Origin of the sequence: Streptomyces glaucescens (assembly GCF_000761215.1) — a bacterium.
GTDB classification, from domain to species: Bacteria; Actinomycetota; Actinomycetes; order Streptomycetales; family Streptomycetaceae; genus Streptomyces; species Streptomyces glaucescens_B.
This window is the reverse complement of record NZ_CP009438.1, coordinates 6,739,664-6,758,895: the sequence shown is the minus strand read 5'-3', so window position 1 is coordinate 6,758,895 and position 19,232 is coordinate 6,739,664. Positions and strand designations below refer to the sequence as shown.

Sequence of the window (19,232 nt, the reverse complement as noted above, 5' to 3'; positions counted from 1 at the left end):
GGAAACCTGGAACGTGCCCCTACCGGCACGTCAGAGAAACGGCGTGCTTCAGCAGCCGTGGGCGATACGACCCGGAACCCAGACGGTGCACTGGGCCAGGCGACCGAGATCAGAGCTGATGTTCATCCGCTGGTCGCCTCCTTTCGAGCGTCATGGGTCGACGTAATTCGCAAGTTAGTGGCCGTGACCGCGGAGGTCAAGAGGTCGAGGACTGCCCGGGCGTACCGCCCTCGGCGCCTCTCCCCGGCCGCCCGGCGGCACCCGACGGGTCCACGGCCGGTCCGTGCGGGTGCCCGCTCGCGGCCCGGTCGCTCGCGGCCCGGTCGCTCGCGGCCCGGTCGCTCGCGGCCCGGTCGCTCGCGGCCCGGTCGCTCGCGGTCCGGTCGCTCGCGGTCCGGACACTGGTGGTGCCGGTGGCAGGTGGTGCCGGTCGCCACCACGGGCGGTCCGGCGCGCCGTCTCAGGCGCCGGGCGGCAGGTGGACCGTCATGATCAGGTGGCACTCCTCGTCGCCCGCCCCGCGGTAGGTGTGCGGGGCGTCGGCGTCGAAGGTGGCGGTCTGCCCGGCCGCCACCGGGTGCTCGGCGCCGTCGACGACCAGGACCATCCGTCCCGCGGTGACGCTGACCGTCTCGACGACTCCCGCCTGATGGGGATGGCTGGGGTACTCCTCGCCGGGCTGGAGCCGCCAGCGCCAGACCTCCACGGGAGCCGGGCCGGAGGTGGTGAGCATGAGCCGGGCCTCGCTGCCCCGCTCGCCGGCCCACAGCGGCACCACGGCATCGGCGGACACCACCCGGACGCGGTCTTCGGCCGGGCCCTCCATGAGGGCCGACACCGAGACGCCGAGGGTGTCGGCCAGCCGGACCAGGGTGGCGAAGTTGGGATTCCCCTGAGCCTTCTCCAGACCGACCAGGGCTCCTTTGCTGACCTTCGCGCGCCGGCCCAGTTCGTCCAGGGACAGTCCCGCACGGGTGCGCGCCGTCCTGACGTTGTGCGCGAGCGTGCGCAGGGCTGCCTCTGTCTCGGCCATCGGTCACCATCCTCGCGAGTGGACCATTCCGCTGGACCGTTCGGTCGTTCGGTTGACACGCGACGGTCGTTTCAATGTACGGTCTAGTCGTTCCACTGACAGACTAAGGGATGGACGACCGTGACCGCCGCGCTGCCGGCCCCGGGCAGCTCCCCCGGGTACGGATGCACCGCCTCCTCGCCCTCACCGACCCGCCCGCCCCACTCCCCCGGCCCCGCCCCGCAAGGATCCCTCGTATGTTCATCCAGCCCTGGGACGCCAGTCTCGACGAAGCCGAATGGCAGTCCTGGATCGCCGACGGCCACGACTTCGGCGTCCTCGCCGTCAACGGCCTGCCCGGCCGGCCCCCCGTCGCCGTCCCCACCCACTTCACCAGCGAGCCCGGCCGCCTCCTGATCCACCTGGCGCGCCCCAACCCCGCCTGGCAGGCGATCGAGAACTGCCCGGACGTCCTGTTCACCGTCTTCGGCGACTACGCCTTCGTCCCCGGCCCCTGGCGGGCCAAGCCGGGCACCCCGCCCACCGAGGGCGTGCCCACCAGCTACTACACCGCCGTCCAGTTCACCTGCCGCGCGCACATCCTCGACGACCCCGAGGCCAAGGCCGAGCTGCTGCGCCGCCAGATGGCCCACTTCCAGCCCGACGGCGACCACGCCCCCATCGCCGCCGGCCTGCCCCCGTACGGACGCATGCTGTCCGGCATCCGCGGTCTGCGCCTGGACGTCACCGAGGTCAGGGCGAAGTTCAAGTACGACGACCACAAGCCGGTCGAGCACCGCACCGCCGTCGCGGGCCGCCTCAGCGCACGTGCCCAGGGCCTCGACCTCCCCACCGCCGCCCAGCAGCGCCGCCGCCTGGACCGCATCGGCCCCTGGCAGCCCTGACCACCCGCCCCCCGAACGCACCGAGGAACGGACCACGCCCTCCCATGACCGCCTTCCGCATCGCGCCCGCCGTCGCGGACGCCTTCCCCGACACCCTCATCGCCCTGGTCACCGCGACCGGCCTGGACGGCCGTGGGGCCTGGCCCGCCACGGTCACGGCTCTCGACGAGCTGGAGCGGGGGCTCGCCGACGGGTCCTGGCAGCCGGCCGACGAGACCGACCCCCGCATCGGGTCCTGGCACACCGCCTACCGGTCCTTCGGCACCAACCCGCGCCGCGTCCGCCCCAGTGTCGATGCCCTCGGCCGCCGCATGGCCAAGAGGGGCACCCTGCCCCGCATCAATCCGGCCGTCGATTCCTACAACGCCGTCTCCGTCCGCCACGGCCTGCCCGCCGGCGCCTTCGACCTCGACCACGTCCTCGGCGACGTGGAGATCCGGTACGCGGACGGCAGCGAGGAGTTCACCCCGCTCGGTGAACCCGGCACGGTCGAGCACCCCAGGCCCGGGGAGATCGTCTACGCCGATGCCTCCGGCGTCCTGACCCGCCACTGGAACCACCGTGACGCCCACCGCACGCGCGTCACCGAGGACTCCACGCACGTCACCTTCGTCCTGGAGACCCTGCACGCCACCCGCGACGGCGGCCTCCTGCGGACGGCGGCCGAGGAACTGCGCGGCCTGCTCCTCCCGCACACCGCACGGACCCGGGTGCACTACCTCACGCCGTAGGCCGGACGCATCAGGCGCAGCCGGCGCGCGGCCGGGGCTCGTGGCACCGCCCCGGCCGGCGTCCTACAGCGGCCGGTGCCCCGCGACGGCACCGCCCGGGTCGTCCATCAGGGCGATACGGGCGGTGATGCGCTTGCCCACCGGCTCGCGCTGGGCTTCGAAGCCCTGCGCGACGGCCATCACGATCTCCAGACCGTGCTGTCCCACCCGGCCGGCGTCGGCGGCCCGGGCGATGGGCAGCACCGGATCGGAGTCCCACACCATCACCTCCACGACGTCACCCGCGATCCGCAGGTCCAGCAGGACGGGCCCCGGCGCGTACTTCAGGGCGTTGGTGACCAGCTCACTGACCACCAGCTGTGTCAGGTCCATGGCGCGCTGCGAGATGGGCAGGCCGTGCTCGGCCTGCACCCGAGTGAGGAAACCGGCTGCCAGACGGCGTGCCCGGCCGATGTCCGCGCCCTCGCCGTCCAGAGCCACGGTGGTCTGCATCGTCCGCTCACGCGGCGCCGTGCCGTCCTCGCCCCAGGGAACTGCTTCCATCCCGGCCGCCTTCGCTACCCCGTTCATCCCCCGCGGATACCCACACATTCCCGAGTCACGCCCCGCGGCCCTCTGTCGATCCCGTCACACAGGGGGCATCAGGGTACGCGGGAGGACGTCACGGGTCGGCGCGCCGGGCGTACACCTCGATCTCGATCTTCATCCGGGGATCGGCGAGACCGCACACGAGCATCGTGGCGGCCGGCCGGACCTCGCCGAAGCAGCGGCGCAGGACCGGCCAGCACGGCTCGAAGTCCTCGCGGTCGGGCAGGAGGTAGCGCACCCGCACCACATCGGCGAAGGTGCACTTCGCCTCGGCGAGTGCGGCCCCGATGTTGCGCAGGCACTGCTCGGCCTGCTCCACCACGTCGTCCGAGATCGTCATGGTGGTGTAGTCGAACCCGGTGGTTCCCGACACGTGCACCCAGTCGCCGTCCACCACGGCACGGGCATAGCCGATCTGCTCCTCGAAGGTCGAGCCGCTGAGGATCGCACGTCGCTCCGTCATGCGCCGAACGCTAAGTGATCATCCTGGACGACGTCCATGACGCGTGCGCGGACCGCGCCCCGGGACAGCCGCGCCGCGTCGACCGGCCCGGCGACGGTTGCCCCGGCCCGCCGGGCAAGACTTTTCTCACGGGTTGCGTTCTCCCGTTTCCGCAACGTTCAGCCCGCCCTGGCTCGTTCCTTCCCCCGGTCACGAATTGAATGCGCCAGCGTACGCCTGGAGCAAATGCGGTGACACATGGGCCGCCATACCTATCGGAAAGGGAGCTGCGACCGAGTGACGATTGGACGGCCCGGAACCGTCCAGGGGCGCCGCGAAGTCTCCTCGCATGCGCAACTGCACTGGCTTGAAGCGCTGTTGGCGGTAATGAGCCGCTTGCCGTCCGCCGTGGCCGCCGAACAGCCATACGCCCGGATCCCGGCACGGTCGAGTCACTGAAAAGAGTTATTGCTCCATTTGCCGGAGCGAAATAACGTAAGCCGTGACCATCTTTTCCTTTTCCTGCGGATAGCCGCCAATTCCGCATGCCGTGCGGCCGACGCACAGGAGGGCCCTGTGACCGACAAGGCACAAGATCTGCTCGACTGGACTCCCGACGCCGTCGTCTTCGACTGCGACGGGACCCTGATGGACAGCGAACGACACTGGCAGGAAGCCCGCATTCGGGCCTTCCGGGAGTACGGGCTCCAGCCGCCGCCCGGATTCGCGGCCCAGGCCACGGGCCTGCACTACGAGGACTGCGGCCGGCTGATGGCGCGCTCGGTGCACAAGCCGGAACTGGTGGAAGGCCTGACGGCCGCGCTCCTCGACCACTTCCTGGCACTCGTCACCGACGAACCGGCGACGATGCCGGGCGCGACCCAGCTCGTCCGGCTGCTCTCCGGCCGGCTGCCGCTCGCGGTGGCCAGCAACTGCCCGAGGGTGGTCGTGGAAGGCAGCCTGACCCGAGCCGGACTGCGTGAGCACTTCCAGTACATCGTCGTCCCCGACGCCGGGGACGGCATCCGCCCCAAACCGCACCCGGACGTCTACGCCGTGGCGGCCCGGCTCTGCGGTGTCCCCCCGCAGCGGGCGCTGGCCGTCGAGGACACCCTGACCGGAGTGGAAGCGGCCCGCCGCGCCGGACTGCGGGTCCTGGGCGTCGGCCCCCGGCCGGAAGGTGACGGCGCCGTCCGGGCCGACCTGTGGTTACCGGCACTGCACGCTCCCGAACTGCTCGACTGGGCCCGCTCCTGCGACCACCGCGGGTCGGCGCCGGAGCCGTAGGGGGTGTCGGCCGGTCCGCCGGGCGTGGAGGCGGCCCGGTTCACGGCGGACAGGGCGAACGCGCCCTCCGGGCCGGGGCGGCGGGCTCGGCCTTCGGGGCGGGCAGCGGGTACCGCGGTTCCGGTGCCACTGGGGCGGGATGTGCGCCAAGTGCCGTACAACCAAACGCCGTTTCGAACCGTCGGACCTCTGCGACGGCTCCCGTGGCCATCGCTCGCCGACATCTCGATCCGAGGACCGCATGAACCCAGCCAGACACTCGACCGCCGCGCTCTCCGCCACGGTCGTGCTCGCCACCGCGGGCGGCCTGCTCACCACCGCGGCCGCGCCCGCCACCGCCGCGACGAGTTGCGCCTCCCCCGTGTTCACACGGCAGTTCTTCGCCAACACCACGTTCTCCGGAACGCCGAAGAAGACCGACTGCGACAGCGCCGTCAACGAGAACTGGGGCACCGGAGCCCCTGCCTCCGGGCTGCCCCGTGACAACTTCGGTGTGCGCTGGACCGTGACCCGCGACTTCGGCTCCGGGGGCCCGTTCACCTTCTCCGCCTCCGCGCAGGACGGCATCCGTGTCCACCTCGACGGCGTCCGCAGGATCGACCTGTGGAAGAACGTCTCGACGACGGCCGGCACATCGGTCAACCTGACGATCCCGCCCGGCAGGCACACCCTGCGCGTCGACTTCGTCAACTGGACCGGCGCCGCGAACACCAGGTTCACGTACGCGCCGCGCACATCCGCCACCGTCGACAAGGTCGCCCCGCTCGTCCCCGCCGGCGCCAAGGTCACCTACGACTCCGCCACCAACAGGGCGAAACTCACCTGGTCCAGGAACAAGGAGATGGACCTCGCCGGCTACGGGGTCCACCGCCGGCTCAAGGGCACCACCACCTGGACGAAGCTCGCCACGACCACCGCGACCTCGTACACCGACACCACCCTGCCGGCCACCGGCGCGACGTACTACTACGAGATCCGCGCCCACGACAAGGCCGGCAACACCTCGAAGGGCACCGCGGACCAGGGCGTGACCACCGCCGACCGCACCGCGCCCGCGGTCCCGCGGAACCTGACGGCCGCCCCCGGCCGGGACGCCAACGCGCTGAGCTGGACCGCGGTGGCGGGCGCGGCCTCCTACGAGGTGGTCCGCGCGACCGCCGAGAACGGCCCCTACGAACGGATCGCCACGCTCCAGGGGACCGCGTACGCCGACCTGGACGCCCCGGTCGACATTCCCGCCGCCTACAAGGTGCGCGCGCGGGACGCGGCCGGGAACGCGTCCGCGTACTCGTCCCCCGTGTGGGCCACCCGTGACACGATCGCGCCTGCCCCGCCGAACGACCTGAAGGCGGTCTCCGAGGACGACTCCGGGGTCACCCTGGGCTGGACCGGGAGCAACCCGGACACCGTGCGCCACCTCGTCTACCGGGCCTCGTCGTCGGCCGGTCCGCGCACCCGGATCGGCACCACGACCACCTGGAACCACCGCGACATCACGGGGGACCCCGGACAGCCCTACGTCTACTACGTGACCGCCGTGGACGCGGCGGGCAACGAGTCGGCGCCGGCACAGGTGACCGCCACCCGACGGGTCGGCCCGAACGCCGCGCCCAAGGCGCCCTCCCTCGGTCTGGCCCGGATCGTCGGCGACCGGCTCCTCCTCTCGTGGAACCAGGGCGGCTACGTCCCCGTCTCCGGCTACACCGTCTACCGCTCCCGCAGCGCCACCGTGGACACCTCCGACCCGGCGAACGTGTACGCCACCACCACCGCCACCTCCCTGGAGCGCACGGTCGCCGCCGACGAGCGTGACTACCACTACGCCGTCGTCGCCCACTCCGCCTACGACGTGCGCTCCCCCGCCTCCGCCTCCGTGCTGCCGACGGTGAGCGCGCCGCAGCCGCCCCCGTCCACCACGGTGTACGAGGTCGAGACCACCGCCACGCAGGTCCGCCTGGTCTGGGCCGCCGTGCCGATCGGGCCCGCGGAGCCGGAGATCACGGGATACCGCGTCTACGTCTCCACCCGGCCCGGCGTCACCAAGGCCGACGCCGAGCAGGTCCACACCACGCCCGGCACCGACCTGTGGGTGCCCACCCCGGAGTCGGGCCGCCCGTACTACTTCGCCGTGTCCGCGGTCAACGCGGCCGGCCTGGAGTCGGAGCTGTCGCCCGAGGTCTCGGCGACACCCGGCACCTGATCCCCGGGGGCGAACCCCCGGGTGCGGCGCGGGTCCCCGGTGGCGTCAGTTCCGGTGGGGGCCCGCGGCGCCGGCGAAGGGGACCTGGGCGGCGGACCGCGGCTGTGCCGTGTCGCGGAACGGGTGCGTCCACAGTCCCTGTTCCCCGAGCCGGGGCAGGACGCCCTCGCCGAACCAGTACGCCTCCTCCAGGTGCGGGTAGCCGGAGAGCACGAACTCCTCGATACCGAGCCGGTGGTACTCGGCGATCCGTTCGGCCACCTCGGCGTGGCTGCCGACCAGTGCCGTGCCCGCGCCGCCCCGCACCAGCCCGATGCCGGCCCACAGGTTCGGGTGGATCTCCAGGTCGTCGCGGCTGCCGCCGTGCAGGGCGAGCATGCGCCGCTGGCCCTCCGACTCGCTGCGGGCCAGTCCCGCCTGGACGGCCTCGACCGCCTCGGGGGCGAAGCCGTCGAGGAGCCGGCCGGCCTCGGCCCACGCCTGTTCGGACGTGTCGCGCGTGATGACGTGCAGCCGGATGCCGAACCGGAGGGTGCGCCCCTGCCGGGCCGCCAGCCCGCGGATCCACGCGATCTTCTCGGCGACGGCGGCGGGCGGCTCGCCCCAGGTGAGGTAGACGTCCGCGTGGCGGGCTGCGATCTCGCCGGCGACCGGTGAGGACCCCCCGAAGTACACCGCCGGGACCGGGTCGGGCACCCGGGCCAGCGCGGCGCCCTCGACCCGGAGGTGCTCGCCTGCCAGGTCCACGGTCTTGCCCTGCCACAACTCCCTGACGATCTCGAGGAACTCACCGGTGCGCCGGTAGCGGTCGTCCTTGTCGAGGAAGTCGCCGTAGGCGCGCTGTTCGTGGCTCTCGCCGCCCGTGACGACGTTGAGCAGCAGCCGTCCCCCGGACTGCCGCTGGAACGTGGACGCCATCTGCGCGGCGAGCGTCGGGGAGACGAAGCCGGGCCGGAAGGCCACCAGGAACTTCAGCCGCTCGGTGTGCCGGCTGACCATCGCGGTGGTCAGCCAGGCGTCCTCGCACCAGGCGCCGGTCGGGGTGAGCGCGCCCAGGAAGCCCAGGTCCTCCGCGGCCCGCGCGATCTGGCTCAGGTAGGCGACCGTCGGTGGCCGGTCGCGGCCGGCGGAACCGGCCGGGGTGCCGTGGCCGCCGCCGACGACGTGACGGCTGTCGCCGTTGGTGGGCAGGAACCAGTGGAAGGTGAGGGGCATGGCAGGCTCTCCGTTCGGGTGACGTCCGGCTACAGCAGGCCGTGCCGGGGCGGCCGCGTGCCGTTGAGGGTGTACCGGCCGATGTGCTGCACCTTCCAGCGGGCCGGGTCGTGCAGGGTGTGGGTGCGGGCGTCGCGCCAGTGCCGGTGCAGGCCCAGGGAGTCGAGCGCGGCACGGGTGCCGGCGACCTCGAAGAGGGCGCTGCCGATCTCCACGGCTGCCTCGGCCGCCGCCACCTTGGCCGCCGCGACCGCGATCGACGCCTCGGCGGCCGAGTCGTCGGTCAGGTCCGCGCGGGCGGTGTCCACGGAGCGCGCGGCGGCGGCGAGCAGCGCCTCGGCGGCCCGTGCCCGGATCGTCAGCTCACCGAACCGCTGGACCAGCAGCGGGTCCTCGGTGGCGGTCCGGTGTCCCTCGTCGACGCTCTCGAACCAGGGGCGGCTCTTGGTGCGGACGAACTCGGCCGCCTCCGCCAGCGCGCCGGAGGCGATCCCGGCGTCGATGGCGGCGTGCAGCAACTGGGCCACGGCACCGTGGAGTTGCGGTCCCCGGAAGGTGAGGTGGTGCGGGACCACCCGGTCGGCGGGGACCGGCACCGACTCCAGGCGGACGGTCCCGCTGGCCGTGGTGCGCTGTCCCATGCCGTCCCAGTCGTCCAGGACGGTGAGTCCCGGCGCGTCCCCGGGTACGAACGCCACGTGCAGGTTGCCGTCGTCGGCGCGGGCGAGGACGGGGATCCAGTGGGCGAAGAGGGCGCCGGTCGAGTAGTGCTTGACGCCGTCGAGGACGTACGAGCCGTCGGGACGGCGGGCGAGCCGGGTGCGGATGTCCTGCACGTGCCGGGTGCCCGCCTCCGACTGGGCGTTGCCGAACCGCTTCCCGAGCAGCACCTCGCCGAAGAGGAACCGCTGCTGCTCGCGCGTCCCCTGCCGGCGCAGCACGTTGACGTACACGAAGTGGCTCTGCGGGATCTGGGCGAGGCTCGCGTCGGCGGCGGCCAGCCGCCGGAAGATCTCGGCGAGCGTCTCGGCGCGGACGTCGGCGCCGCCGAACTCGGCCGGCACCGTCACCCCGAGCAGCCCGGAGGCGGACAGCCGCTCCAGCTCCGCGTGCGGCAGCCGGCGCTGCGCGTCCCGCTCGGCTGCGCCCTTGCGGAAGTCCGCGGCCAGCTCGCCGGCGACGTCGAGGGCCTCGGCGTCGCCGGCGATCAGGGGCGGGACGCTCATCCGGTGGCCGCCAGCAGGGTCGTGCGACCGCCCAGGGCGAGCGAGAACTGGTCCGTGACCTGGGCGAGGGCCTCGGCGGAGGCGGGGGCGACGGTCAGCGAGCCGTCGTCGGCGACCGTGATGTCCCTGTCGAGGGTGAACCAGCCGGGCGTGATGTGCGCGGCTCCCAGGGAGGCGAGGACCGGGCGCAGGGCGTAGTCGATGGCCAGGACGTGTGCGGTCGTGCCGCCCGTGGCGAGGGGCAGCACGGTCTTGCCGGCCAGGGCGTACTGCGGGAGGAGATCGAGCAGGGACTTGAGCAGCCCCGAGTAGGCGGCCTTGTAGACCGGGGTGCCGATGACGACGCCGTCCGCCCGCGCGAAGAGCGCGGTGGCCTCGGCGATCGCCGGATGGCCGGTCTGCGCGTGCAGCAGGGCCTCGGGGGGCAGGGCGCGCACGTCCAGCGGGATCACCTCGTGGCCCTGGGCGACGAGCCGGCCGTCGAGGTGCCGCAGCAGGCGTGCGGTGCGGGAGGTGGCGGAGGGGCTTCCGGAGACGGAGAGAACGGTGGCCATGGGAGGACCTTTCAGGAGTACCAGGTGGGCTGCGGCAGTTCGCCGGTGAGGACGTGGCGGCCGACCTCGCGGCGCTTGTAGGCGACCGGGTCGTGCAGCGTGTGGGTGCGGACGTTGCGCCAGAAGCGGTCGAGGCCTTCCGCGGAGGCGGTGGCACGCGCTCCGGTCACCTCGAAGATGCCGTTGGTGACCTCCAGGGCCACGTCGGTGGCGCGGGCCTTCACCGCCGCCACCCGCACCTCGAACTCGCCGCGGGCCGTCTCCGTGACCGCGTCGGGGTCGTCGTGCAGCTTCTGGCCCTCGGCGGCCACCGCGTCGGCCAGTGCCTCGACGGCCCAGAGCTTGGCGGTGAGGTCGCCGTAGACGTCGATGACGTACGGCTCGTCGACGGCGCGCTCGTGGCCGCCGTGCAGCCAGGGGCGGGTCTTGGTCCGGGTGTAGGCGGCGGCGGTCTCCAGGGCGCCGGCGGCGATGCCGAGGTAGAAGTTGACGAAGACGAGCTGGATGGTGGGCACGTTGAGGGTGTTGTAGACGCGCGGCTGGAACCGCTTGTCGACGTAGCCCGCCGCGGCGGACCAGGGGACACGCACGGCGTCGAGGGTGACGCCGCCGCTCTCGGTGAGGCGCTGGCCGATGTTGTCCCAGTCGTCGTGGAAGGTGAGGCCCTCGCTGTCGGACGGGACGATGGCGAAGACGTGGTCGTCGGTGCCCTCCAGGACGCCTTCCAGGACGGTGACGTCGGAGACCTTGCTGCCGGTGGAGAAGGTCTTGCGGCCGGTGAAGGTGAGGGTGTCGCCCTCGTCGCGGACCACCACGTCCGCGTCGCGCGGGTTGACCGCGCCGCCGAAGAACCACTGGTTGCGGGCGGCCTCGGCCTCCACGTGCTCCCACTGTTCGCGGGTGCCGACCAGCCGGGCGGCCCAGTTCCACAGGTAGTGGTAGCCGAGCAGCTGGCCGATGGAGCCGTCCGCCTTGGCGACCTCGCGGACCACGCGGTAGGCGGTGGGCCAGTCCTGGCCGGCGCCGCCGTGCTCGACGGGCCCGAGCAGGGTGACGAGGCCGGCTTCCTTCAGCAGGCGGACCTCGGCGTACGGGGTGGCGGCGGCCTTGTCGCGGGCCGCCGCGTCCGAGGCGAGGACGGCGGCGACCTCGGCGGCGCGGGCGATCCAGCCCTCCGCGTCGCTCGGGGCGGGCGCGGACTTCCAGTCGGCCGGTGCGGTGATGCTCATGGGGGGTCCTTTCGGGTGCGGGTTCGGTCGCGTGCGGGTCGGTCGGTCAGGAGCGGGCGGCGACGGGCTCGGACTCCGCCTGCTGCGCCTCGAGTTCGCGTACCAGGGGCAGGACGCGCTTGCCGAAGTACTCGACCTCCTCCAGGTAGTGCAGGAAGCCGAGGAGGAAGAGGTCCACTCCGAGCCGCTTGTAGGCGACGATGCGCTCGGCGATCTGTTCGGGTGTGCCGATCAGACCGGTGCGGAAGCCGTCGTTGTACTGGACGAGGTCCTCGAAGGTGGAGTCCTGCCACATGCCCTTGCCGTCGGCGGTGGACCGGCCGGCCTGCTGGACGGCGGCTCGGAATCCGTCGACGGCCGGTGTGTCGGCCTTGGCGACGATCTCGCGGAGCGTGTCGCGGGCCTCGGCCTCGGTGTCGCGGGCGATGAGGAAGCCGTTGAGGCCGAACTTCGGCGGCGTGCGCCCCACTTGGGCGGCGGCGGCACGGACGTCGGTGATCTGCTCGGTGACACCGTCGAAGTCCTTGCCGTTGCTGAAGTACCAGTCGGAGACGCGGCCGGCCATGGCGCGGGCCGCGGTGGAGTTGCCGCCCTGGAAGATCTCCGGGTGCGGGCGGCCGGGGAGGCCGAGGGGCTTGGGCTTGAGGGAGAAGTCCCGCAACCGGTAGAAGTCCCCGGCGAATTCGGCGTGGTCCTCGGTCCAGATCCGACGCAGGGCGCGGATGAACTCCTCGCTGCGGCGGTAGCGCTCGTCGTGCTCCAGCCAGGGTTCGCCGAGGGCGGTGAACTCGCCCTTGAACCACCCGCTGACGACGTTGACGGCGAAGCGGCCGCCCGACAGGTGGTCTGCGGTGGCGCCGAGCTTGGCGAGGACGCCGGGGTGCCACAGGCCGGGGTGGACGGCGGCGATGACCTTCAGCCGCTGCGTGGCCAGCAGCAGGGCCAGGCTGAAGCTCGTCGACTCGTGCTGGTACTCGGCGCCGTAGCTGGCCATGTAGCGGACCTGGCTGAGGGCGTAGTCGAAGCCGCTGTTCTCGGCGAGGACGGCCAGTTCGCGGTTGTAGTCGTAGCCCCAGTCGGTGCGCTGCTCGATGGTGCTGGTGACCAGGCCGCCGCTGACGTTCGGCACCCAGTAGGCGAAACGGACGGGGTCGGATCCGGGTGGTACGGGCATGGGGAACTCCTGGCATGAGTACGCACGGGAAAAGGCGCGTGCGTGACAGGGAAAACGTGCTCGGTGATCGGGATTCCGGCGTGCGGGGACGGCGTTCCCGGAAAAGCCGGAGACGCTACGGCAAACGGCCGGCGGTGTTGTTCACGAAGGGTGTCCGGCGCCGGTGCGAGGGTTTCCCTCGGGTGCGCTCAGATCCGACGGCGACAGCAGGAGCTGCAGACACGGGCGAGGTCGACGTGGCGTCGCCGCGTGAGGTCCTGTCGCTTCATGTCATCGATCAAAGCAGCGGGAAGTCCGGCCGGTCAAGAATGCCCGGCGCTGATTCCGCGTACTGACAGCAGGTATTCACGAGGTTGTGACAGGGATTCCCTTGAACCCGGCCGGCGGCGACGGCAGTCTCCCTGTCGTGCGTATCGAACAGCTCGAATACATCGCGGCCGTCACCCGCTCGGGTTCGCTGCGGCGGGCCGCCGAGGAACTGCACCTGTCCCAGCCGGCGCTGAGCGAGACGGTGCGCAATCTGGAACGTGAGCTGGGCGTGGACCTGCTGGAGCGCAAGCGGTCCGGCGCGAAGGTGAGCGACGAGGGCCGGGAGCTGCTGCCGTACATCATGGGTGTGCTGGACGCGGTCGACCGGTTGCGCGGCGCGGCCGGCGACCAGCACCGCACCAGCCGTATGGTGCGGCTCGGCACGGTCAACACGGCCACGGTGCCGCTGGTGATCCCGACCGTGCGGGAGTTTCGGGCCGCCCATCCGCGCACCCAGGTCGAGTTGGTCGGCGCGCAGCAGTCGGAGATTCATCGCGGCCTGCTGGAAGGGGCGTTCGACCTGGGGCTGGTGAACTACCTCGGGGGCGACGACATGCCCCCGGGCTTCGAGACCACGGAACTGCTGCGCGGCCGTCCGGTGGTGTGCGTGCGCCCGGACAGTCCGCTCGCCGCCCGGGCGGCGGTGGACGTGGACAGCCTCCTGGCCGAGCCGCTGATCGTGATGCGGTCCGGCTATGTGATGCACCGGTTCGTGCACCGGCTGCTGGACGGCCGTACGCCGTCCTTCTCGTACTCCACCGACGGCGCGGAGATGGGCAAGCTGATGGTCGCCGAGGGCCTGGGGGCGACCGTGCTGCCCGACTTCAGTGTCGTCGGCGACCCGCTGGAGCGCCGGGGGGCGATCACCGTGCGGCCGCTGGCGGGTGACTCCACCGATGTGCTGCTGGTGCTCCAGAGCCGCCCCTCCGGACCGGTCGCCCGGGCCGTCAGCGATCTGCACGCGCTGTTCGTGCGCAACGCCCGCGCGCACGGACGGCCCGGCGAGCACCCGCCCGGCCCGCGGGGAAGGTGAACCGCGGGAACAGCCGGCGATCCGCTCGCCGGTGTCACGGGAGGCGGACGGGCCGCCGGTCAGCCGCCGTTCCGGCCGGGCAGGTTCCTCCAGACGGCGCGGCGCACGGAGCTGACGTGCACCTCCTCGGGCACGCAGTCCGGACACTCCCCGTTGTGACAGGGCCCCGCGGTCCAGACCGGGACGTAGACGCCCATGCTCTTGTGCCGCTCCACCACCGCGTCCACCGGCTGCTTGCACGAACGGCAGACATGGCCGGTGGGCCGGGAGGTCCTGGATTCCCGTTCAGTGTTCATAACAGGCATTTTACGCCCCCTTTGCCAGGCTTTGGGAGGACTCATACGGAATCAGTGCCTGTCTTCTCCGACGGGCGGATCCTGCCCGTCGCCACGCGGAGGGGCGCCGGCTGCCGGTGACGCGGCGGCACCGCCGGCCCCCGTGACGGACGGGCCGTCGTCGCCGCCGGGCGGGGGGCGCAGCACACTGAGGACGACGGACACCGCCAGCACCGTGACGATGACCGCGAGGCTGACGGGTGAGGGCACTTCGGGCACGGCGGGACTGATCGTCTTGTGGGACGCCTGGAGGATGAGCTTGACGGCGATGAAGGAGAGGATGAGCGCCAGGCCCTTGCTGAGGTAGTGGAAGCGGTCGAGCAGGCCGGCGAGCATGAAGTACAGGGCCCGCAGGCCGAGGATGGCGAACGCGTTGCTGGTGTAGACGATGAAGGCATCGCTGCTCACCGCCAGCACGGCGGGCACGCTGTCCACGGCGAAGACCAGGTCGGCCGCCTCGATCGCGGCGACGACGGCGAGCAGCGGCGTGGCGACACGCCTGCCCGCCTCCTTCACGAAGAAGTGGGCGCCCGCGTACTCGTCCCGCACCGGGACGACCTTGCGCAGCAGTTTGACGGCGAGGCTCCTGCCCGGGTCGAAGCTGTCGTCCTCCTCCTTGAGGATCTTGTAGGTGCTGTAGAAGAGGATGGCCGCGAAGACGTACAGCACGGCCGTGAAGCGGCTGACGACCGCCACGCCGGCGGCGAGGAAGACGCCGCGGAACACCAGGGCGCCCAGGACGCCGAGGAACAGCACGCGGTGCTGGTACGCCCTGGGCACCTTGAAATAGCCGAAGATCAGCGCGAAGACGAACAGGTTGTCGACCGACAGGCTCTTCTCCAGCAGCCACGCGGTGGTGTACTCCACCCCCGCGGACGTCCCGACCACCAGGAAGACCGCCGTGCCGAAAAGCACGGCCAGCCCCACCCACACCGCGCTCCAGGCCGCCGCCTCGCGGAAGCCGATGACGTGTGCCTGCCGGTGCGCCAGCAGGTCCACCGCCAACGACACCAGCACGGTGACGACGAACGCCAGCCACAGCCACAGCGGCACATCATGCACAGGCCCGACCCCTCACGCGCTCGACCGAGCCGCCCTTCTTCGAGTCTGGGCCATCCCACCGCGCTTGTCCTCCCGTCGCCGTGGCCCGGCCGGGCCACGGCGGGATGAGCCCGCGAGCGGTCCTCTCGGCCTTCCGGCCCCGGTCTCACCCGGCCCCGCGGGCCGGGCACGGCGACGGGCCCGGGGAGGCGCCGGGCCCGTCCGACGGGGTGGCGGACTCCGTGGCGCAGCCGGCCGCCTCGGTGGGCGACGGGGCCGGCTCTGCCGTCGGCTCCGGTGAGGGGGACGGGGAAGGCGACGGGGAGAGGGTCGGTGACGGACCGCTCGTGGGCTGCTCGCCGGGTGACGCGGAGGGCGCCGGACCCGCCGGGGGCGTCGTCGGGGCGGAGGGGGACGGGGAAGCGGACGACGGCGCGGGGGCGGGCCTCGGCGAGGGGGCGGAGGGGGACGGTCCGGGGCGGCCCGGCGGGGACGGGTCCGGGCCGACGATGACGCCGCCGTCGCCGCCACCCGCGCCACCCGCGTCCGCGTCGTCGGCACCGTCGGCGGGCTCGGCGGCCGGGGTGTCGCCACCCGCGCCGGGGCTCCGCGGAACCACCCCGGTGCCGTCCGGTACGGGGTGGACTCCCCGGCCGTAGAACTCCAGCCAGTACCTGACCAGTTCCAGGTAGGGCCGCGAGTGGTTGTAGCTGAGGATCGCCGCGTCCAGGCCGGCGCCCCGGCCCAGGTCCCGGCCGCCCGCGCACAGGTAGTGTCCGGCCGCCAGGGCCGCGTCGAAGACGTTGTTCGGGTCGGCCCGGCCGTCACTGTTGCCGTCCGCGCCCCAGCGGGCCCAGGTCGACGGCAGGAACTGCATCGGACCCACCGCCCGGTCATAGGTGCGGTCACCGTCGTGGGCCCCGCCTTCCGTGTCCAGGATGAGGGCGAAACCCCGGCCGTCGAGGGCGGGGCCGGTGATACGGCGCACGGTCGTGCCGTCCGCGGCGACCGCGCCGCCGCCCGCGTGGCCGGATTCGACCTTGCCGATCGCCGCGAGCAGTTGCCAGGGCAGCCGGCAGCCCGGATCGGTCCTGCCGACCGAGGCCTCGGCGAGACGGTAGGCGCGCAGCACGGTGGCGGGGATGCCGGACTGGGAGCGCAGACCGCGCACGACGGGCGGGGAGGCCGTACCCGCCTGGCTGATCAGGGGAGGCAGTTCGGTGTGGTACGAGCCGTCGCCCGGTGGAGCGGCCCGCAGGTACGGGGCGCGGCGAAGGTCCGGGGCGTCCGTGGCCCGGAGGCGTTCCTCGCCGGCCGCGGCGGGTGCGGCGTGGGCGTCGTCCGCCTCCCCGGTGAGGCCGGGGGCCCGCGAGGCGGTGAGGGCCGCCACGGCGGTCACGGCGAGGGCGGTGGTCCGCAGACCCCTGCGGGTCCGGCCGGGGTGCGGGCGTCGTGCGCGGCGTAAGGACATGGCTGCTGTCACTCCGTGGGTGGGGGTCGTGGGCTTCGCGTCGCGCGGTCGGTCCTGGCCCGACGGCGTGCTCGCGTGACCGTCCGGTGGCTTGGTCGTGCGGTCGTGCGGTCCTGCGGGCCGTGCGGTCCGTGCGGTCGTGCGGTCCGTGCGGTCCTGCGGTGCGTGCGGTCGTGCGGTGCGTGCGGTCGTGCGGTCCTCAGCGGCCGAAGGTGTCGATGCCGGAGACGAGCCACCGTCCGTCGCGGTGTACGACGTCCACGGCGAGCATCGCCCCCGCGTACACGCCCTCGTCCCGCTTCCCGCGGGTGCCGGCCGTGCTGACGCTGCTCTGGTCGGCGTAGACCAGCACCCGTGCCCGGTCGCCGTCGATGCGCTCGACCGCGCTGTCGGTGACCGTCGTGGTGATCACCGCCTTCTGTGCGTCGGCCCGCGCGCGGACGTCGGCGAGCAGGGCGCGGTGCTGGGCGACGGCCTTCCCGGTGAGCAGGCCGCCGGCGGCCTTGTCGAGTGCGCCCGGGTCGGTGTGGTCGTAGGAGAACAGCCGGTCGACGGCTCTGGCCGTCTGTCCTTTGATCTCGCTGGTGCGGGCCAGGTCGGTCAGGGCGGTGTTGCGCAGCGCGGGGTCGTCCCGCAGTGCCTCGGCCCTGGCGTGCGCCCAGCCGGCGAAGCCGCCGAGGAGGAGGGTGAGGGCGCCGAGGACGGCGAGGGCCGTGCGGCGGCGCGGGCGGACGGCGGTGGACCGCCCCGCGGCCAGGGTGCCGCTCGCCGTCCCGTCCCCTGCCGTTTCCGCCTCCGTGGCCACGGCGGCCGTTCGCGCGGACGGGGGCCGTACGGCGGCCGTGTCGGGGGTGCGGGTGCGGTGTGCCGCCGGCTCGGGCTGGCCCGGCTTCCCCGGCCGCTCCTGGGGGGCAGGGAGCCGGGTGCCGCGGGCCTGGCGGCGCCGCTCGCGGTTGATGTGGTGGCGGGTCGTCGACATCGTGCGGTCCTCTCGGTGCGGGCGGCGTGCGCGGACGGGAGCGGTCAGCCGGCCGGTGCGCCGCCCACGGGGGCCTGGCCCAGGGCACTGAGCCGCCACCGGCCCTCGGTGCGGGTGAGTTCACCGAGCATGCGGCTGTCCTTCTCGGTCCTCGCCCCGTCGGACGCCTTGACGGTGACGCGCAGGGCGACCAGCACCCGGGCCCGCCCGGCACGGTCGTCGAGTTCGGTGACGGCGCCCGACAGCACTCTGGCCGTGGTGACCGTCTTCGCCTCCCTCACCTGCTCGGTGAACTCCCTGCGCCCCGCCACCAGCTGCTCGTGCAGCTCGCCGGTGGTGGAGGCCTCCCACAGGTCGAGGCCGTCGTCCACGTCGCGGTGGTCGAGCGTGTTGAGGTTCTGTACGGCCTGCTCCCCGGCGGCGAGCGCCGCGTCCCGCTGCGCGGCGTACGCTGACCGGTCGTCGTGGGCCGCCGCGTACCAGTCCTGGCCGGCCCACGCCGCGAAGCCGCCCGCGACGAGGGTGAGGGCGAGGGCCAGGGCCGTCAGCGGCCGGGGGCGGACTCCGGCCGGCAAGCTCGGGACGCGTCGCATGGGGTTCTCCCGTCTGTCGGGCACGGTCAGCGGGCCTTGAGGTCGACGATCCGCCACCGGTCGTCCACCAGCCGTGCCGTGACGGTGAGCTGGGCGGCGGCGGTGGTGGCCGCGCCGTCGCCACGGCGGGAGGTCTGGTCGAGGAACACCAGCAGCCGCGCACGCTCCCCGTCGAGTTCGATCACCCCGGTGCGCACGGCCCCGGTGCTCAGGGTGACCCGCTGGTCGGCGAGGTCGTCGCGGACCTGGGCGAACAGGTCCCGGTACTGGCGGGCGGCGCGGCCGTCGAGCACGGCGCGCGCGGAACGCTCGGCCGTCGCGGTGCCGTCCGGTGTGTAGGAGAAGACCCGGGCGAGGGCGTTGCCGATCTCGCCGGTGACACGCGCGGTGGCCTCCGTGTCGGTGAGCGCGCGGTTGCGGGCGGCCTCCGCCGACCTCAGCCGGTGGGCTTCGTGGAAGAAGCCGCATCCGCCGGCGACGAGCACCGCGACGATTCCCGCCGCCACGGCCCGCCGCCACCGGCCGCCCGGTGACCGGCCGGACCGCGAGCCCGCCACCGGCCCCTCGGGCTCGCCCCGCGGCGGCCCGGACTCCGGCCCGGACCCGGCGGCCTCCTCATCGCACGGCTCGCGTCGGAAGCCGGCGGGTTCGTCCCCGCCCACCTCATCTCCGGAGCCGGCAGATCCGTCCCCGCCCACCTCATGTCCGGAGCCGGCACGCCCGTCCTCAGGCAGCCGCGGCCGGGAGCCGGCGAGTTCGTCCGCGGGCGGCCCGGAGACGCCGGGTTCCTCCGCGGGCGGCCCGGAGCCGGCGAGTTCGTCCTCGGGCGGTTCGGATCCCGGCGGGGCCGGGGCCGGCGCCGTCGCCGGTGCGTTGTCCTCGGTCTCGCCGGCGGCGGACGTGCCCGT

The 19,232-nt window shown here is 73.2% G+C and carries 19 protein-coding genes; 5 read left to right on the top strand and 14 right to left on the bottom strand.

Annotated elements, in window-relative coordinates; all coding sequences use genetic code 11:
* Window positions 1–460: 460 nt before the first annotated feature.
* Window positions 461–1,033 carry a helix-turn-helix domain-containing protein gene (locus SGLAU_RS29230; protein WP_043505541.1) on the bottom strand — a complete coding sequence of 191 codons (573 nt, stop codon included), beginning with the start codon at window positions 1,031–1,033 and terminating at the stop codon, window positions 461–463.
* Window positions 1,034–1,269: 236 nt separating this feature from the next.
* On the opposite strand from SGLAU_RS29230, the gene SGLAU_RS29225 reads away from it, so the two are divergent.
* Window positions 1,270–1,917: an FMN-binding negative transcriptional regulator gene (locus tag SGLAU_RS29225; RefSeq protein ID WP_043505540.1), complete on the top strand. Its 648-nt coding sequence runs from the start codon at window positions 1,270–1,272 to the stop codon at window positions 1,915–1,917.
* A gap of 44 nt (window positions 1,918–1,961) precedes the next feature.
* Window positions 1,962–2,648 carry a B3/4 domain-containing protein gene (locus SGLAU_RS29220; protein ID WP_043505539.1) on the top strand — a complete coding sequence of 229 codons (687 nt, stop codon included), beginning with the start codon at window positions 1,962–1,964 and terminating at the stop codon, window positions 2,646–2,648.
* A 63-nt stretch (window positions 2,649–2,711) separates the two neighbouring features.
* Here the strand turns inward: SGLAU_RS29220 and SGLAU_RS29215 are convergent, their stop codons facing one another.
* Both SGLAU_RS29215 and SGLAU_RS29210 read right to left on the bottom strand, forming a co-directional pair.
* The gene (locus SGLAU_RS29215) at window positions 2,712–3,191 is read right to left on the bottom strand and encodes an ATP-binding protein (protein WP_043505538.1); all 480 of its coding nucleotides are present in this window, start codon (window positions 3,189–3,191) and stop codon (window positions 2,712–2,714) included.
* Window positions 3,192–3,309: 118 nt separating this feature from the next.
* On the bottom strand, window positions 3,310–3,699 hold the full coding sequence (locus tag SGLAU_RS29210; protein WP_043505537.1) for a RidA family protein: 390 nt from the start codon (window positions 3,697–3,699) through the stop codon (window positions 3,310–3,312).
* A gap of 555 nt (window positions 3,700–4,254) precedes the next feature.
* On the opposite strand from SGLAU_RS29210, the gene SGLAU_RS29205 reads away from it, so the two are divergent.
* Window positions 4,255–4,965 carry an HAD family hydrolase gene (locus tag SGLAU_RS29205; protein ID WP_043505536.1) on the top strand — a complete coding sequence of 237 codons (711 nt, stop codon included), beginning with the start codon at window positions 4,255–4,257 and terminating at the stop codon, window positions 4,963–4,965.
* A 241-nt stretch (window positions 4,966–5,206) separates the two neighbouring features.
* Complete coding sequence (locus SGLAU_RS36450) at window positions 5,207–7,165, top strand: PA14 domain-containing protein (RefSeq protein WP_052413948.1); 1,959 nt, start codon at window positions 5,207–5,209, stop codon at window positions 7,163–7,165.
* A 45-nt stretch (window positions 7,166–7,210) separates the two neighbouring features.
* Here the strand turns inward: SGLAU_RS36450 and SGLAU_RS29195 are convergent, their stop codons facing one another.
* Genes SGLAU_RS29195 through sfnG form a run of 5 tightly spaced genes read right to left on the bottom strand, consistent with a single transcriptional unit; the run spans window position 7,211 to window position 12,563 of the window.
* The gene (locus tag SGLAU_RS29195; RefSeq protein ID WP_043505535.1) at window positions 7,211–8,380 is read right to left on the bottom strand and encodes an LLM class flavin-dependent oxidoreductase; all 1,170 of its coding nucleotides are present in this window, start codon (window positions 8,378–8,380) and stop codon (window positions 7,211–7,213) included.
* Window positions 8,381–8,409: 29 nt separating this feature from the next.
* Window positions 8,410–9,606 (bottom strand): SfnB family sulfur acquisition oxidoreductase, encoded by a 1,197-nt coding sequence (locus SGLAU_RS29190; protein WP_043505534.1) that lies wholly within the window; start codon window positions 9,604–9,606, stop codon window positions 8,410–8,412.
* Complete coding sequence (gene ssuE, locus SGLAU_RS29185) at window positions 9,603–10,160, bottom strand: NADPH-dependent FMN reductase (protein ID WP_043505533.1); 558 nt, start codon at window positions 10,158–10,160, stop codon at window positions 9,603–9,605. The genes SGLAU_RS29190 and ssuE overlap by 4 nt, the downstream gene beginning before the upstream one ends.
* Window positions 10,161–10,171: 11 nt before the next feature.
* Window positions 10,172–11,389, bottom strand: coding sequence for an acyl-CoA dehydrogenase family protein (locus tag SGLAU_RS29180; RefSeq protein WP_043505532.1), 1,218 nt, complete (start codon window positions 11,387–11,389; stop codon window positions 10,172–10,174).
* 46 nt (window positions 11,390–11,435) lie between these two features.
* Window positions 11,436–12,563, bottom strand: coding sequence for a dimethylsulfone monooxygenase SfnG (gene sfnG / locus SGLAU_RS29175; RefSeq protein ID WP_043505531.1), 1,128 nt, complete (start codon window positions 12,561–12,563; stop codon window positions 11,436–11,438).
* A gap of 406 nt (window positions 12,564–12,969) precedes the next feature.
* Between sfnG and SGLAU_RS29170 the strand changes: the two genes are divergently transcribed.
* A complete protein-coding gene (locus SGLAU_RS29170; RefSeq protein ID WP_052414160.1) occupies window positions 12,970–13,905 on the top strand; it encodes a LysR family transcriptional regulator in 936 nt (311 codons plus the stop codon).
* Window positions 13,906–13,964: 59 nt separating this feature from the next.
* Here the strand turns inward: SGLAU_RS29170 and SGLAU_RS29165 are convergent, their stop codons facing one another.
* From SGLAU_RS29165 to SGLAU_RS29140, 6 genes are all read right to left on the bottom strand, one after another.
* A complete protein-coding gene (locus SGLAU_RS29165) occupies window positions 13,965–14,201 on the bottom strand; it encodes a hypothetical protein (protein ID WP_043505530.1) in 237 nt (78 codons plus the stop codon).
* Window positions 14,202–14,252: 51 nt separating this feature from the next.
* Complete coding sequence (locus tag SGLAU_RS29160; RefSeq protein WP_043505529.1) at window positions 14,253–15,302, bottom strand: TerC family protein; 1,050 nt, start codon at window positions 15,300–15,302, stop codon at window positions 14,253–14,255.
* A gap of 145 nt (window positions 15,303–15,447) precedes the next feature.
* The gene (locus tag SGLAU_RS29155; protein ID WP_043505528.1) at window positions 15,448–16,752 is read right to left on the bottom strand and encodes a lytic transglycosylase domain-containing protein; all 1,305 of its coding nucleotides are present in this window, start codon (window positions 16,750–16,752) and stop codon (window positions 15,448–15,450) included.
* 199 nt (window positions 16,753–16,951) lie between these two features.
* Window positions 16,952–17,731 carry a hypothetical protein gene (locus tag SGLAU_RS29150; RefSeq protein ID WP_043505527.1) on the bottom strand — a complete coding sequence of 260 codons (780 nt, stop codon included), beginning with the start codon at window positions 17,729–17,731 and terminating at the stop codon, window positions 16,952–16,954.
* A gap of 44 nt (window positions 17,732–17,775) precedes the next feature.
* On the bottom strand, window positions 17,776–18,324 hold the full coding sequence (locus SGLAU_RS29145) for a nuclear transport factor 2 family protein (RefSeq protein ID WP_043505526.1): 549 nt from the start codon (window positions 18,322–18,324) through the stop codon (window positions 17,776–17,778).
* A gap of 26 nt (window positions 18,325–18,350) precedes the next feature.
* Window positions 18,351–18,986, bottom strand: a complete 636-nt coding sequence (locus SGLAU_RS29140) for a nuclear transport factor 2 family protein (RefSeq protein WP_063838943.1) — start codon at window positions 18,984–18,986, stop codon at window positions 18,351–18,353.
* Window positions 18,987–19,232: the final 246 nt, after the last annotated feature.